The 13631-nt window shown below is 71.5% G+C and carries 10 protein-coding genes and 1 pseudogene; 4 read left to right on the top strand and 7 right to left on the bottom strand.

Translation table 11 applies throughout. The features are described 5' to 3' along the window. Nucleotides 1-13 precede the first annotated feature (13 nt). The 4 genes from ACH34R_RS31135 to ACH34R_RS31150 all read right to left on the bottom strand — a co-directional run bounded on the left by ACH34R_RS31135 (nucleotide 14) and on the right by ACH34R_RS31150 (nucleotide 7755). A complete protein-coding gene (locus ACH34R_RS31135) occupies nucleotides 14-2113 on the bottom strand; it encodes an N-acetylneuraminate synthase family protein (RefSeq protein WP_397565108.1) in 2100 nt (699 codons plus the stop codon). Between the two features lie 222 nt (nucleotides 2114-2335). Further along, nucleotides 2336-5524 (bottom strand): M28 family peptidase, encoded by a 3189-nt coding sequence (locus ACH34R_RS31140; protein WP_397565109.1) that lies wholly within the window; start codon nucleotides 5522-5524, stop codon nucleotides 2336-2338. A 194-nt stretch (nucleotides 5525-5718) separates the two neighbouring features. Further along, nucleotides 5719-6693: a LysR family transcriptional regulator gene (locus ACH34R_RS31145; RefSeq protein WP_397565110.1), complete on the bottom strand. Its 975-nt coding sequence runs from the start codon at nucleotides 6691-6693 to the stop codon at nucleotides 5719-5721. 84 nt (nucleotides 6694-6777) lie between these two features. Continuing rightward, nucleotides 6778-7755: an alpha/beta hydrolase gene (locus ACH34R_RS31150; protein WP_397565111.1), complete on the bottom strand. Its 978-nt coding sequence runs from the start codon at nucleotides 7753-7755 to the stop codon at nucleotides 6778-6780. A gap of 274 nt (nucleotides 7756-8029) precedes the next feature. On the opposite strand from ACH34R_RS31150, the gene ACH34R_RS31155 reads away from it, so the two are divergent. Further along, nucleotides 8030-8716 (top strand): amino acid-binding protein, encoded by a 687-nt coding sequence (locus tag ACH34R_RS31155; protein ID WP_397565174.1) that lies wholly within the window; start codon nucleotides 8030-8032, stop codon nucleotides 8714-8716. Nucleotides 8717-8749: 33 nt separating this feature from the next. Here the strand turns inward: ACH34R_RS31155 and ACH34R_RS31160 are convergent, their stop codons facing one another. Further along, nucleotides 8750-10048, bottom strand: coding sequence for an ABC transporter ATP-binding protein (locus ACH34R_RS31160; RefSeq protein WP_397565112.1), 1299 nt, complete (start codon nucleotides 10046-10048; stop codon nucleotides 8750-8752). A 526-nt stretch (nucleotides 10049-10574) separates the two neighbouring features. Between ACH34R_RS31160 and ACH34R_RS31165 the strand changes: the two genes are divergently transcribed. Then, the gene (locus ACH34R_RS31165; protein ID WP_397565114.1) at nucleotides 10575-11597 is read left to right on the top strand and encodes a LacI family DNA-binding transcriptional regulator; all 1023 of its coding nucleotides are present in this window, start codon (nucleotides 10575-10577) and stop codon (nucleotides 11595-11597) included. Here ACH34R_RS31165 and ACH34R_RS31170 read toward each other — a convergent pair. Continuing rightward, nucleotides 11587-11808: a hypothetical protein gene (locus ACH34R_RS31170; RefSeq protein ID WP_397565116.1), complete on the bottom strand. Its 222-nt coding sequence runs from the start codon at nucleotides 11806-11808 to the stop codon at nucleotides 11587-11589. The genes ACH34R_RS31165 and ACH34R_RS31170 overlap by 11 nt on opposite strands. Nucleotides 11809-11940: 132 nt before the next feature. On the opposite strand from ACH34R_RS31170, the gene ACH34R_RS31175 reads away from it, so the two are divergent. Next, nucleotides 11941-12219, top strand: a complete 279-nt coding sequence (locus ACH34R_RS31175; protein WP_397565117.1) for a sensor histidine kinase — start codon at nucleotides 11941-11943, stop codon at nucleotides 12217-12219. Further along, a pseudogene (locus ACH34R_RS31180) lies at nucleotides 12216-12837 on the top strand (response regulator). The gene ACH34R_RS31175 and the pseudogene ACH34R_RS31180 overlap by 4 nt, the downstream one beginning before the upstream one ends. A gap of 163 nt (nucleotides 12838-13000) precedes the next feature. Here ACH34R_RS31180 and eda read toward each other — a convergent pair. Then, nucleotides 13001-13612, bottom strand: a complete 612-nt coding sequence (gene eda, locus ACH34R_RS31185; RefSeq protein ID WP_397565118.1) for a bifunctional 4-hydroxy-2-oxoglutarate aldolase/2-dehydro-3-deoxy-phosphogluconate aldolase — start codon at nucleotides 13610-13612, stop codon at nucleotides 13001-13003. Nucleotides 13613-13631 lie beyond the last annotated feature (19 nt).

Consider the following 13631-nt stretch of genomic DNA (forward strand, 5'->3'; position numbering starts at 1 on the left):
TAACCGGGGCGGTTCACACAGTGACGCGGCGCAGGCGGGCCTTGGGGGCCTCCTCACCGGGGAAGACGCGCTTGACGCCGTCTCCGAGCGCGGTCTCGATGATACGGATGTCGCGGACCAGGTGCTCAAGGCCGACCGGCTCCAGCGAGGCGGCGTGGTCCGAGCCCCACATCGTGCGGTCCAGGGTGATGTGCCGCTCGACGGCCACCGCGCCCAGGGTCACCGCGGCCAGCGAGATCTGCAGCCCCCGCTCGTGGCCGGAGTAGCCGACCGGCACGCCGTACCGCTCGCGCAGGGTGACGATCGTACGCAGGTTGGCCTCCTCCGGCGGGAGGGGGTAGGTGGAGGTGGAGTGCATCAGGATCAGCCGCGAGGTGCCGACCACCTCGACCGCCCGGTCGATCTCCGGCAGCGTGGACATCCCGGTGGACAGGATGATCGGCTTGCCGGTGGCGGCCAGCGCGCGCAGCAGCTCCAGGTCGGTCACGCAGGCCGAGGCCACCTTGTGGGTGACCACGTTCATGCTCTCCAGGAACTCCACCGAGGGCACGTCCCACGGGGAGGCGAACCACTGCAGGCCGCGCTCCTCGCAGTACTTGGCGATCTGGGTGTACTCGTCGGTACCGAACTCGGTCCTGAGCTTGTACTCCATGTACGTCATCTCGCCCCAGGGCGTCTGCCTGATCTGGCCGCGCTGCTCCAGCGGGACGCAGATCTCCGGGGTGCGCTTCTGGAACTTCACCGCCTGGCAGCCGGCGTCGGCGGCCACGTCGATGAGCCTGCGGGCGATGTCGATGTCGCCGTTGTGGTTGATGCCGATCTCGCCGATCATGTAGACCGGCCGGCCGGCGCCCACCGGAACGTCGCCGATGAGCACCTCGGACGGCGAGCGGGTCAGCACGCCGGCGGCGACCGGCGCGACGTCCAGGGCGCCGTCGGCCTGCGGACGCGCGGCGAGCACCCGGTCGCACAGCTCACGTACGGCTCCCGCGCCCCCCGCGCGGCTGAGCACGACCCGCGCGACGGCGCGGACCTCGGGGTGCGCGTCGGGCACCGCGACCGGCCAGCCGACCTCGCCCATCGGGCCCAGGTCGTTGACGTCGTTGCCGACGTAGGCCACCCGCGCCGGGTCCAGGCCCTCGATGGCCAGCCAGTCGCGCAGCACCGTCCGCTTGTCGGCCAGCCCCTGCAGGACCGGCACGCCGAGCTTGCGGGCGCGGGCGGCGACCACCGGGTTGTGCTCGGTGGACATCACCAGGAACTTGACGCCGGCCCTGCGCAGCAGCGCGATGCCCATGCCGTCGGAACGGCTGACCGCGACCGTCTCGCGGCCGTCCTGGTCGACGTAGGCGCGGTCGTCGGTGTGCACCCCGTCGAAGTCGGTGATCACGGCGTCCACGTCCAGCGGCTCCGGCACGTCCACGAACGGGGCCAGCACGCGTACCAGCTCCAGGTCCGCCGGGCCGTCCACCTCGATGGCGTGGCCGGGATCGACCGGCTGCACGGCGACCGTGCCGAAGAACCGGTGGCCGTGCTCGCGCAGCCCGGCCGTGCGCATCACGTAGAAGGCGCCGGTCTCGCGGTACTGCGGCTCGCGGTCCTGGCGCCGCCGGCGTACCGCCGGGTCGTGGTTGATGCCCGCGCCGCTGGTGCTCCACAGGAACTCGTGGGTGGCGAGGCCGGAGAACACCGCGTCGGCTTCCCCGCCGGCGACCTTGCCGATCGCGGCGTCGAGGTGGGCGGGGTCGATGAAGGCGCTGGTGCACTGGACCAGGACCACGATCTCCGGCTCCTGCTGCCCGGCCGCGACGCGCTCGTCCAGCGCGTGCAGCACCGCCGACTCGCTGGAGGCGGTCGCGCCGGCCAGGTCGGCCGGCCGCTCGACGACCTGTGCCCCGGCCTCCCGCGCCACGTCCGCGATACCCGCGTGGTCGGTGCTCACCACGACCTCGTCGACCAGCCCGGCCCGGACACAGGCTCGTACGGCGCGCGCCACCAGCGGCGTGCCGCCCACCTTCGCCAGGTTCTTGAGCGGTACGCCCGCAGAGCCGCCGCGGGCGGGGACAACGGCCAGTACTCGCAAAATGGACTCCTCGTGGAATGTGGTCGGCATGCCGGAACGCTGCTGAGCCGGGGGTGCTCCGAAACTAGCCACGAGGGTGACCGGGCGGGGGTGTTGGAGCTGAACGCTCCGCATCGCCCTTGTTAACTTTCCGTGCCGTACGCCCTGGGACGTTCGCGGGACGGCGATCCGCCCCAGGACATGCTCACGCCCCGTCCACCCCCCGATGGGGCTGGTGCGGACGGGGCGTGAGCCGTACCGATCAGGCGGGAACTAGACGGCTTCCCACAGGGCCGGCACGTTCGGCGGCTCCCATCCAGGCAGCGATGTGTGCGCCTGGAGGCACCGGTAGGAGACGCCCTGGTAGGTCACTTGCTGGCCGGCGGTGTACGCCTTCCACGTCTCCCACGTCGTCTCGCCGGGGCCGCTGCCCACGGTGAGGCTGAAGGAGGCCGAGTGGTCCGCGAGGGTGCCGTCGGCGTTGAGGTTGATGGTGTGCGTGCCTTGCGGCGTGGCGGACGAGGTGGTGATCGTCACGCTCGACGACCCGCCCGCGGTGATGTTGGCCGGGTTGAAGGTGACGTTCACGCCTTCCGGCAGGCTGCCGGCGGAGAGCGTGATCGCCTGCGCGTTACCCGAGGTCACCGTGGTGCGAAGGTTGGTGGTGGCCTGTCCGCCGGGCTCCACGGAAGCCGAGGACGGCTCAGCGGAGATCGAGTAGTCGTCCGGCAGCTGGGGGCCGCCGCCGACCGCCAGGGCCCACACGGCGACCGCGATGGCGTCGGAGTTACGGTCGAGGGCCGTGGTGTTGATGTTGCCGGGGTAGCTGTCACATGCGGAGTGGTAGCAGCGGTCGAACGCCTGGCCCGAGGTGCCGCCCCACTTCTGGGCCTGCGCCGCGGACTTGACGCTCGACGCGCCGGTGAACAGCCCGCCGACGGTCACGCCCGCGTTCTTGAACGGAGCGTGGTCGCTGCGGCCGTCGCCTTCGGTCTCACGCTCGGTCGGGATCTGCAGAGTGGCGAAGTAGTCGTTGAAAAGCTTCTGCAGCGCCGTGTCGTCGTCGTAGACGAAGTAGCCCGGGTTCGGGGAGGCGATCATGTCGAAGTTGAGGTAGGCCTCGACTCCGGACGCCCCGCCGTTCTGCACGTAGTAGGTCGAACCGCGCATCCCCTGCTCTTCAGCGCCCCACCAGGCGAAGCGGACGTGCTTCTTCATGGTCGGGTTCTTGCCCGCCAGGGTGAGCGCGACTTCCAGCAGGCCGGAGGAGCCGCTGCCGTTGTCGTTGATGCCCGGACCGGCGCTGACGCTGTCCAGGTGCGCGCCCAGCATGATCGTCTGGTTGGCCGGTCCACCCGGCCAGTCGGCGATCAGGTTCTGGTGCTGCCCGCCACCGTAGGTGAAGTTCTGGATGCGGGTCTGGTACCCGGCCGCGTCCAGCTTGCCCTTGATGTAGTTCAGCGAACCGGTGTAGCCGCCGGTGCCGGAGGCCCGGTTGCCGCCGTTCTGCTGGGCGATCGACTGAAGCTGGCTCAGGTGGGCCTGCACGTTGGCCACCGCGATGTCCGGAACTACCGGAGGGTCGGTGCGGCCGATGGTCAGTGCGTAGCCGGCCTGCTTGTCCACGTCGGCGCCGTCGGCGACGAACTGGATGTTGTGCGTGCCGGCCGGGGCGGCGGCGGTGGCGGTCAGCCGGAGCGTCGAGCTCTGGCCGGCCGTGATGGTCGCCGGGTTGAAGGTGGCGGTCACGCCGGTGGGCAGGCCGGTCGGCTGACGCAGGGTGATCGACTGGGCGCTGCCGCGGGTGACCGCGGTGGTCACCGTGGTGCTGACCTCTCCACCACCGGCCGGAATGGTGCCGGATGAGGGCTGCACGGACACCGAGAAGTCGTTACCGCCGGTGTCGGTGCAGGTCGGGTCGTTGGTCGCCGGGACGTCCACGGCCGTCCAGGCGGCCTGGGTCGCCCGGAACTCCGCGCAACTGCCGTTGAACAGCGACTTGGCGGCGTTCAGCGTGGCGACGCGGGCCTTGGCGTGGGTCCAGGGCGCCGTCTTGGCGTTGAGGCCGCCCATGAAGATCTGGCCGGCCTTCTGGACGCCGATGCCGGTCAGGTTGGCGGGGCCGCTGCAGACCGGGCTGGCGGGCTTGCCGGGCGGGTTGGTGCCCTCGGCCAGCAGGTAGAACCAGTGGTTCTGCGGTCCGGCCGCCGCGTGCACCTCGGTCCTCGGGATCTGCGAGGAGTAGCAGTTCGGGTCGCCGAGGGCGTTCGGGTTGTACATGTTGCGGATCGGGCCGCGGCCGACCAGGTCGATCTCTTCGCCGACCAGGTAGTCGGGCTCGTCGAGGTTGGCCGGGTGGTTCACGTAGTGCTCGGTCAGGGCGCCGAAGATGTCACCGGTGGACTCGTTCAGGCCGCCGGTCTCGTTGCCCGAGCCGGAGCCGCCGCTGCCGGAGAACTGGAAGATGCCGTGGCCGTACTCGTGGGCCACGACGTCCATCGCGGTGGCCTGCTTGGTGCTGGCCTGGTTACGGCCGAAGTTGGTGTACTGGCCGTTCCAGAAGGCGTTGGCCTGGTTGAGGCCGACCCGCGCGGGGAAGGCGCCGCCGGAGCCGTTGAACCCGTTGCGGTTCAACCACTGGCGGAGCATGTCCCATTCCTTCTGGGCCGCGAACAGCGCGTCGACGCAGGCGGTCTCCAGGTTGGTGCCCTGGCCGGTGCCCCAGTTGTCGTCGTTGCCGGTGTACGCGCTGCCGTTCTGGCCGCCACAGCGCAGGCCGGGGCGGGTGTTGTCGGTCATCGAGTACGAGCTGCCGGAGCCCGACGTCTGGATCTGCACCGGGTTGCCGTTGTAGTAGCTGTTGCCGGTGCCGGCGCGCACGTCGTCCCACGCGTCGACGACCTTGCCGTTGACGGCGTCGACGTACACGTGCTGGACGCTCGGGCCGTCCTTGGTCGCGCCGGTGACGACGACCTCCCACGCGAGCCGCGGCGTCTTGGTCGCCGCGTGCACCGCGAGGGTGGGGGTGCTCACGGAGTCGACCTTGGTCAGCCGCTTGCGCGCGGTCGTGGCCGCCCGGTCGGCGGTGACGCGCGGAGTGGTGGTCACCGACGCTTCGGTGCGCTGGCCGGTGGTCACGTCATGGACGGTCTGACCCGAGGCGTCGGTGGTGACGATCACTTCACCGCCGTACACCGGCAGGCCCTGGTGCAGCCGCTTGTAGGTCAGGTACTGCACGCCGTTGGTGCCGGTGATGGCCCGTTCCAGTTGCAGGTCATCACTCTCGGCGAGCTTCAGCTCGTCGGCATGCACGATGAGCGCGCTCTGCGCGCTCGAAAGGGCCTTGACACGCTGCTCCGGGTTGGGAGCCGCGGCGTTGGCCGGTGCCCGCTGCGCCTCCTGAGCCGCAGCAACGGCACGCTCACTCTGCGTGACGTCCGACGCCCATGTCGGCGCGGACACAGACGACAGGGTCAAGGCGGCCGCCGAAAGCACGGCGACGCCGCCAAGCCTGAGCTTGGGTTTCACATGGCTCCTTGGGGGGTGAGAAGGAGCCCGGCCGGGTGCGAGTTAGGCTCGCACCCGGCACCGGGAAGTAGTAACCCCACAGGTTTCCATAACGTGGCGCTATGTCATGTGGGCGTTATAACACGGGGTTATGGCACTGAAAGGGCGGCATTGTGGGCGGGCTGTGGCAGCGGTCCGTGCCGTTTGAGCCAGGAGGCGTAGATGGGCGCGTTCAGGGCGTCCGCCCAGTACGCCTGGGTGACGCTGCGCACCAGGTCGGCCGCGAAGCCCGCCATCGGTCCGTGCTCGGTCCAGCCGAGCACGTGCCGATGGCGCAGCGGCGTGCCGGCCACCGGGCGGATGACGATGCCGGGCGACTCCCTGCTGGTGGCCTGGAACATGCCCACGCAGCGCCCGGCCCCGATCATCCCGAGTGCCACGCTGGTGTGCAGGGAGTACGAGACCACCGGAGCGAACCCCTTGACCGCGCACGCGGCCAGGAAGTGCTCGCGGTGGCCGTTCTCCACCACCGCGGGCAGCGTCCACTCCTCGTCGGCCAGGTCGGCCAGTTCCACCTCCTCCCGGGCGGCGAGCGGGTGGGAGGCGGTCAGCCCGACGAACATGGGCTCCACCGCGATCACCGAGTAGGCCACGCCGGGCCGCGGCGCCAGTTCGTGTCCCGGATAGTCCGGGAGCACGGCCAGTTCCAGCCGCTCGGACTCGAGTAACTCCGGCAGGACGTCCACAGCCTCCTCGGTCCGCATCGCGACCCTCGTGCCCCCCGCCAGGCGGTGCAGGCACTCCGAGACGTGGATGGCCAGCCGGGTCGGCGCGCAGCCCACCCGGATGAGGGTTTGACCGGTGTATCGGCGGCCGTCCCGTTGGAGTTCGTCGAAGGCGGGGAGGATCGAGCGGGACCGGAGGAGCACCCAGGCGCCGAGTGGCGTCGGGCGGGCCCCCTCCCTTCCGCGCTCGAAGAGCGGGCCGCCGAACATCCGCTCGATCCTGCGTAACTGCGCCGCCAGTGCAGGCTGCGACGTTCGCAGATGGACCGCGGCCTTGGAGATGCTTCCGCAGTCGGCTATCGCACAGATCGCACGTAGGTGCCGTACTTCTAAGTCCACCTTGTCAGGTTAATAGTAAAGAACCTTTTCATTAAGGCCCAATTCGTTGGCATCTCGGATGCCGTACCTGATCGACTGGAATCCTCACGCGCCGACGGCGGCGCGCAGCAGCGGCAGCGAGCGGCCCAGCGCCCGCTCCCAGTACGGCCAGGTGTGCGTGCCCGGCCCGTAGAAGTCGGTGGTGAGCCTGGCGCCGCCCGCGCGGGCGCGCCGGGCGAAGGTCCTGGCCTGGGCGAGCATCGCGCCCTCGTAGTCGGCGGCGGCGCCCGGCGGGTCCAGCGGCCCCGGCTCGCCGTCGCCGCAGGACACGTACACCGTCACCCCGCGCAGCCGTACGGCCAGCTCGGCCGGGTTGTGCTCCTGCCAGATCCGGGGATGGGACGAAAGACCGCCCCACAGGCCCGCCGGGTCCTCGCCGTTCTCACTGATGAGCGAGCGCACCGCGGCGCGGTCGCCGGTGGTGTCCAGCACCCCCGAATAGGCCGCCGCGGCCTGGAAGAGGCCCGGATGCCTGGCCGCGTAGCCGATCGCGCCCAGCCCGCCCATGGAGAACCCGGCCACCGCGCGCCGCGGCCCCGCCCCGAACTCCCGCTCGATGAGCGGGATCAGCTCCCGGACGTGGAACGTCTCCCACGCCGGGCCGTCCAGCCAGTCGGAGTAGAACCCCACCCGGCCGCCCTCGGGCATGACCACGATCATCGGCGCGCCGGCGGTCAGGCGTTCCGCGCCGCCCTCCTCCGCCCAGCTCGCGTGATCGCTGCGGCAGCAGCCGTGCAGCAGGTACAGCACCGGCCACGGGCCCGACCCCGGCCGCCAGCCCGCGGGCAGCAGCACCCGCACCGAGGCCGTCCGGCCGAGCGCCGGCGAGTGGACGGCGAGGTCCAGCCCGCGCTCCCCGGCCTTCAACCGATCGATGACGGTGGGCACCGCGGGCACGGCCATGGCCTCGGACATCTCCGCCGAAGGCTCGCCGCCGCCCAGTTCGTGGCGCAGGACCGAGACGGTCGCGGCGACGGCCAGCACGGCGGTCACAGTGATCAGGGCAATCCGCAGGGACCTCAACGCCGACTCCTTCGGGCGCTTCCCGCGTGGGACGCCGGCCCGCCCTGAGTCCGGGGGCGAGTACGGCGGCCGTGCGCGCCGGGCTCATGATCGTACCGGCCCGTGCGCCGAATTCCACCCCCTGTGACCGGATCGGCTGCGCCGACCGCGCCTGTCCGGGGGCCCAAAAGCCGGCTCCGGCCCATTCATGGCGAATCACTGCCGACATTTACCCAGAACAGGGTTGAAACCTTCTTCCAAGAGTGTTTGGTGTCAAGGTGGGGGGTGATTGCCAATGCTGCTGCGGTTGCGGATTTCGCTGCCGGACCGTCCCGGCGCGCTCGGACAGGTGACCCGGGCGCTCGGGACCATCGGCGCGGACATCCATCAGGTGACGGTGCTCGGCAGGGAGGGCGGCAGGGCGGTGGACGACTTCACCGTCGCCTGGCCCGTCTCCGCCGACGGGCCGGAGGCGGGGCGGAACGAGCCGGTGTGCGCCCACATGCGGGACCGGCTCGCCGGGCTTCCGGGAGTGTCGGTGGAGGGGGTGTGGATCACGCGGGTCGTGCCGGGGGCGGCTCCGGGATATGACCTGCTCAGGTACGTCGCGGCCGAGCCGGTACGGGCGTACACCACGCTGGTGGACGCGCTGCCCGACCTGGTGGGGGCGGACTGGGCGGTGACCGTGGCCACCGGGCCGGGGGCGGCGGGGCGGCCACGGGCGTGGTCGCGGCTCGTGCACCGCAGCGTGCGCGCCCCCGCCGACTTCAGCCCGGCGGGGGAGGTGCCGCCCCGGGCCGGGGTGTCCAGCGACGGGGACGTCCGGCTGCTGTGCGTCCCGGTGCAGGACGCCGGGCTGTGCCTGATCGTGGGGCGCCATCAGGGCGCGGAGTTCCATCCGGCCGAGCTGGACAGCGTGGTGCGCCTGGTGGAGGTCGTCGCCATGCTCGCACCCGCAGGGGAGGCGACCGCCGTCGGGTGAGCCCCCACCTCGGCGAACAGGCCATGGGCAGGGTCAGCGCCGGGGCGGGTCGATCCTGCCGCCGTCGTTGGTGAACAGCATCAGGCGGTTGAGGTCCACGCCCACCCTCGCGTGCTCCCCGGCCCGCCACACCGGCCGTGAGCCGAGCCGCACGATCAGGTCGGCGCGGCGGTGGGTGCCGCTGATGGAGGCGCCGTTGAGCATGGTCTCCGGCTCCTGCTCCTGCTCCGGCTCGCGTTCGCCGCCGGACAGCAGCCGGCGCATCATCGAACGCGCCCTGCCCGGCCCGCCGCCGTTGGCCGCCTTGCCGTTCTGCCGGGGGTCGGGCGGCTCGGGCACGGCCACCGCGGGCAGCCCGGCCTCGACGTAGGCCAGCCACTCGTGGCCGTGGTACTCCAGCGTCCGCACACGGCCCTGGAAGGAGGGGCCGTCGTAGGTCTCCGGGACCGGGGCGAGGGCGTCGGGCCTGATGCCGACGATGATGGTGCCGCCGGTGTGCTGGGACACGGCGTAGGCGCGCGGATCGGTCCACGGCATGGTGATCTGGTGCGGGCCGAAGTCCAGCAGGATGTACTGGTTCTGCGGGGTGCGCACCTGCGGGGAGAGCAGGTTGAGCTGCTGGGAGCTGAGGAAGGCGGCGACGAAGGCGGTGGCGGGGTCGTTGTAGATCTGCCCGGGGGTGCCGACGTCCTGCAGCACGCCGCGGTTCATGATGGCGATCCGGTCGGCCAGGGTCAGCGCCTCGACCTGGTCGTGCGTCACGTAGATGGTGGTGACGCCCAGCGCGCGGACCAGCGAGGAGATCTCCATCCGCAGCTCGGTGCGCATGCCCGCGTCCAGGTTGGACAGCGGCTCGTCCATCAGGAAGAGGGACGGCTGGCGGACGATCGCCCGCCCCATCGCCACCCGCTGCCGCTGCCCGCCGGAGAGCGTTCCAGGGCGCCGGTCCAGCGTCTCGTCGATGTGCAGCGCCTTCGACAGTTCGATGACGCGGTCTTTGACCAGCGAGGGGTCGGCCTTGGCGATCTCCAGGGGGAAGGAGAGGTTGCCGCGTACCGTGCGGTGCGGGTAGAGCGCGCCGTTCTGGAAGACCATGGCCACGTCGCGGTCGCGCGGCGGGAGGTGGTTGGCCATGCGCCCGTCGATCCACAGGTCGCCGCTGGTGATCTCTTCCAGGCCGGCGATCATCCGTAGCAGCGTCGACTTGCCGCACCCCGAAGGGCCGAGTAGGACCAATAGCTCGCCGTCTTCGGCGCGCAGGTTGAAACGATCGACCGCGAGGACCCCGCCCGGGTAAATCTTGCTCACGTTGTCGAGGACGACCGTACTCATTGGCCTGCTCCGCCCACATCCAAAGAGATCTCTTCAGCCTCCCCACAGTGGGGCCGCTGATCCCAGGGTCGAAAGTCGGGTGCGAGACGCCATCTGTGGCGGTGCTGATTGATGAGGTAGTACATCGCGGTCGAGCGGGCTCTGTCCATACATGGTGGATATTTTCTGCATCCGTGATGATTCCGGGATGGATTTGGGACCGACTAAAATTCTGACACTGTCATGTCCACGGTACCGTGGGCCTTCCGTGACCATCTGGGCACATCCACTATACCTCCGCTTGACCTGATAAAACCCCTGATCAACGCCATTATGGTGATGACGCTGAGTCGCCAGGGTGTGGAAACGGTTGCGGAAAGTTACCGCAAGACTCTTCAGAAATCTTCACGCCGCCGTCACTCCCGCGGTCATGTCTTCCCGCGCCGCGTGTCCCTTACGCCCCTTGCGCGACCGTTGCGCGGGCCGTGCCGGGGGCCGCCCGCCCGGGCGCGCTGAGCAGGCCGTCCGCGCGCGTAAAGTACTCCCCATGAACGGCACCCGGCTCTCCGACATCGCAGCTCAGGCAGGGGTCAGCGAGGCGACGGTGAGCCGGGTTCTTAACGGCAGGCCGGGTGTGTCGGCCACCACCAGGCAGGTCGTGCTCAGCGCGCTGGACCTGATGGGGTACGAACGCCCGCAGCGGCTGCGCCACCGTGGCAGCGGGCTGGTCGGGCTGGTCACCCCCGAGTTGGACAACCCCATCTTCCCGGCGTTCGCCCAGGCCGTGGAAAGGTCCCTCGTCCAGCACGGCCTCGCGCCCGTGCTGTGCACCCGCCTGCCCGGCGGAGCGCCCGAGGACGAGTTCGCCGACCTGCTGCTGGACCGGGGGGTGAGCGGCATCGTGTTCGTCGCGGGGCCGCACGCCGACACCACCGCGCGTATGGAGCGCTACATTCGGCTCGTCGAGCGGGGCACGCCGATCGTGCTGGTGGACGGATACAGCGAAGAGGTCGAGGCCCCCTTCATCTCGCCGGACGACCGGCTCTCGGCGGCCCTCGCCGTGCAGCACCTGGTCGACCTGGGCCACGAGCGGGTGGGGCTGGCCGTGGGGCCGCGCAGGTTCGTGCCGGTGATGCGCAAGATCGAGGGGTTCCGGCGGGCCATGTCCCGGCTGCTCGGCGCCATCGACGTCGAGGCCCTGATCTGCCATTCGCTGTTCACCGCCGAGGGCGGCCAGGCCGCGGCGGGCACCTTGCTGGAACGCGGTTGCACGGGCATCGTGTGCGCCAGCGACCTGATGGCGCTCGGCGCGGTACGCGCCTGCCGGGAGCGCGGGCTGCGGGTCCCCGTCGACGTCTCGGTGGTCGGCTTCGACGACTCCCCGCTGATCGCCTTCACCGACCCGCCGCTGACCACGATCAGGAAGCCGATCGGCGCGATGGCGGCGGCGGCCGTCGAGACCCTGCTCGAAGGCATCAACGGAGCGCCGCCCAAACACGCCGAGCTCCTCTTCCAGCCCGAACTCGTGGTCCGCGGCTCCACCGGCTCCGGCCCCCTGGTCAACCGCTGAGGCCGCAGGCCCGGCAGGCACCGCGCCTGCGCAGCCGGTAGGCGAGGGTCGCCGCGCCGAGCGCGACCGCCCACAGCGGCCAGTAGGTCATCGGGCTGAGCAGCCAGGAGGCCGGATCGTTCCAGCCGGTCATCGCCACGACGCTGCCCACCGAGGTCAGCAGCACGCCGCACATCGCGCCGCCGAGCGCCACCGGCAGCGCGACCGGCACCCTGCGGCCGGCGAGGCCGCCGGGGGCGCGCTGCCCGGTCTGGACGGCCTGGCCCGGCTCGCCGCGGACTACTCGCCGGCCGAGGTCAGCCTGAGGATCGACCCCGGCCTGGCCGGGGAGGTCTCCCGTGAGGTGTCCGCCACGATCTACCGCCTGGTCACCGAGGCCCTGACCAATGCCCGCAGGCACGCCCCCGGCGCGGAACGGGTGGAGGTCGAGGTCGCCCGCGCGGGCGGCTCGGCGGTGCGGGTCCGGGTGACCGACGACGGCGGCGGCCGTTCGGAGGCGTCCGGGCGCGGCGGCTTCGGTCTGGCCGAGCGGGTGTCGGTGCTCGGCGGCTCGCTGTCGGCGGGGCCCGCGCCGGGCGGGTGGCGGGTCGAGGCGGTACTGCCCTCGGGAGGGACCAGGTGACCATCAGGCTGCTGATCGCCGACGACCAGGAGGACGTGCGGATCGGGTTCCGGATGATCCTCGCCGCGCAACCCGACATGACCGTGGTGGGGGAGGCGGCCGACGGCACACGGGCCGTTGGAGCTGGCCCGTCACCTGCGGCCCGACGTGGTGCTCGCCGACATCCGCATGCCCGGACTGGACGGCCTGGAGGTGACCAGACGCCTCGCGGGGCAGCCGCGGGTCATCGTGGTGACCACCTTCGACCTGGACGAGTACGTCCGTACCGCGCTGCGCGACGGGGCCTGCGGCTTCCTGCTGAAACGGTCCGGCCCGCGCTGCCGGCCGAGGCGATCAGGGCGGCGATGGCGGGCGACACCTTGATCAGCCCGCAGGTCACCGTGCGCCTGCTGCGCGAGTTGCGCGACCTCCGGCCGCCCGCCGAACCGCTCACCGGCAGGGAGGCGGAGGTCGCCCGGCTGGTCGCGCACGGCCGTACCAACCCCGAGATCGCCGCCGAACTGTCCATCAGCCCCGGCACGGTCAAGACCCACGTGGCCAACGTTGCAGCGCAAGCTGGGCGCGGCCAACCGGGTGGGCATCGCGGCCTGGGCCTGGGGCTCGGGCCACGCCCGCTGACCCCGGACCGACCTCGCCCGCCGGCCGGGCATGAGTAGGCCCGTGGCGCCGGGTGCGGCGCCACGGGCCGTCGATCCCATGATCGCGGCACCGGGTCACGGTGCCGTCATGGCCGCCGGCGAGCCGAGGGAGGAAGGGGGCCGCCGACGTCGTCTCGGTGATCTCAGCGCAACGCGGCGGCCTCCACGGCCAGCTTCTCGATGCGCGTGTAGTCGCCGGAGGCCAGCGCGTCCGCGGGGGTCAGCCAGGTGCCGCCGACACAGCCCACGTTCGGCAGCGCCAGGTAATCCGGGGCGTTGGCCGGGCGGATGCCGCCGGTCGGGCAGAACCGCACGTCCGGCAGCGGCCCGGCCAGGGCCGAGAGGTACGGCACGCCGCCCGCCGCTTCGGCCGGGAAGAACTTCATCTCCTTCACGCCGCGCTCGGCCAGCGCCAGGACCTCGGTCGCCGTCGCGGCGCCCGGCAGGAACGGGATGCCGCTCGCCGCCATCGCGGCGGCCAGTGCGGCCGGGGCACCGGGGCTGACCAGGAACTTCGCCCCGGCCCGTACCGAGGCGTCCACGTCGGCGGAGGTGCGCACGGTCCCCGCGCCGACCACCGCGTCCGGCACCTCGGCCGCGATGCGGGCGATGGCCGAAAGGGCGGCGTCGGTGCGCAGGGTCACCTCGATGGCCGGCAGGCCCCCCGCGACCAGGGCGCGGGCCAGCGGCACCGCGGTGTCCACGTCGTCGATCACCACGACGGGCACCACGGGGGCGAGGTCGAGCACACTCATCCGATTCTCCTCCAATATC

Source organism: Spongiactinospora sp. 9N601, from assembly GCF_044326295.1.
Classification (GTDB): Bacteria; Actinomycetota; Actinomycetes; order Streptosporangiales; family Streptosporangiaceae; genus Spongiactinospora; species Spongiactinospora gelatinilytica.

Coding starts and splice junctions, on each gene's coding strand:
- ACH34R_RS31135 (WP_397565108.1), bottom strand. CDS start 2,113: ATGCCGACCACATTCCACGAGGAGTCCATTTTGCGAGTACTGGCCGTT.
- ACH34R_RS31155 (WP_397565174.1), top strand. CDS start 8,030: ATGCTGCTGCGGTTGCGGATTTCGCTGCCGGACCGTCCCGGCGCGCTC.
- ACH34R_RS31160 (WP_397565112.1), bottom strand. CDS start 10,048: ATGAGTACGGTCGTCCTCGACAACGTGAGCAAGATTTACCCGGGCGGG.
- ACH34R_RS31165 (WP_397565114.1), top strand. CDS start 10,575: ATGAACGGCACCCGGCTCTCCGACATCGCAGCTCAGGCAGGGGTCAGC.
- eda (WP_397565118.1), bottom strand. CDS start 13,612: ATGAGTGTGCTCGACCTCGCCCCCGTGGTGCCCGTCGTGGTGATCGAC.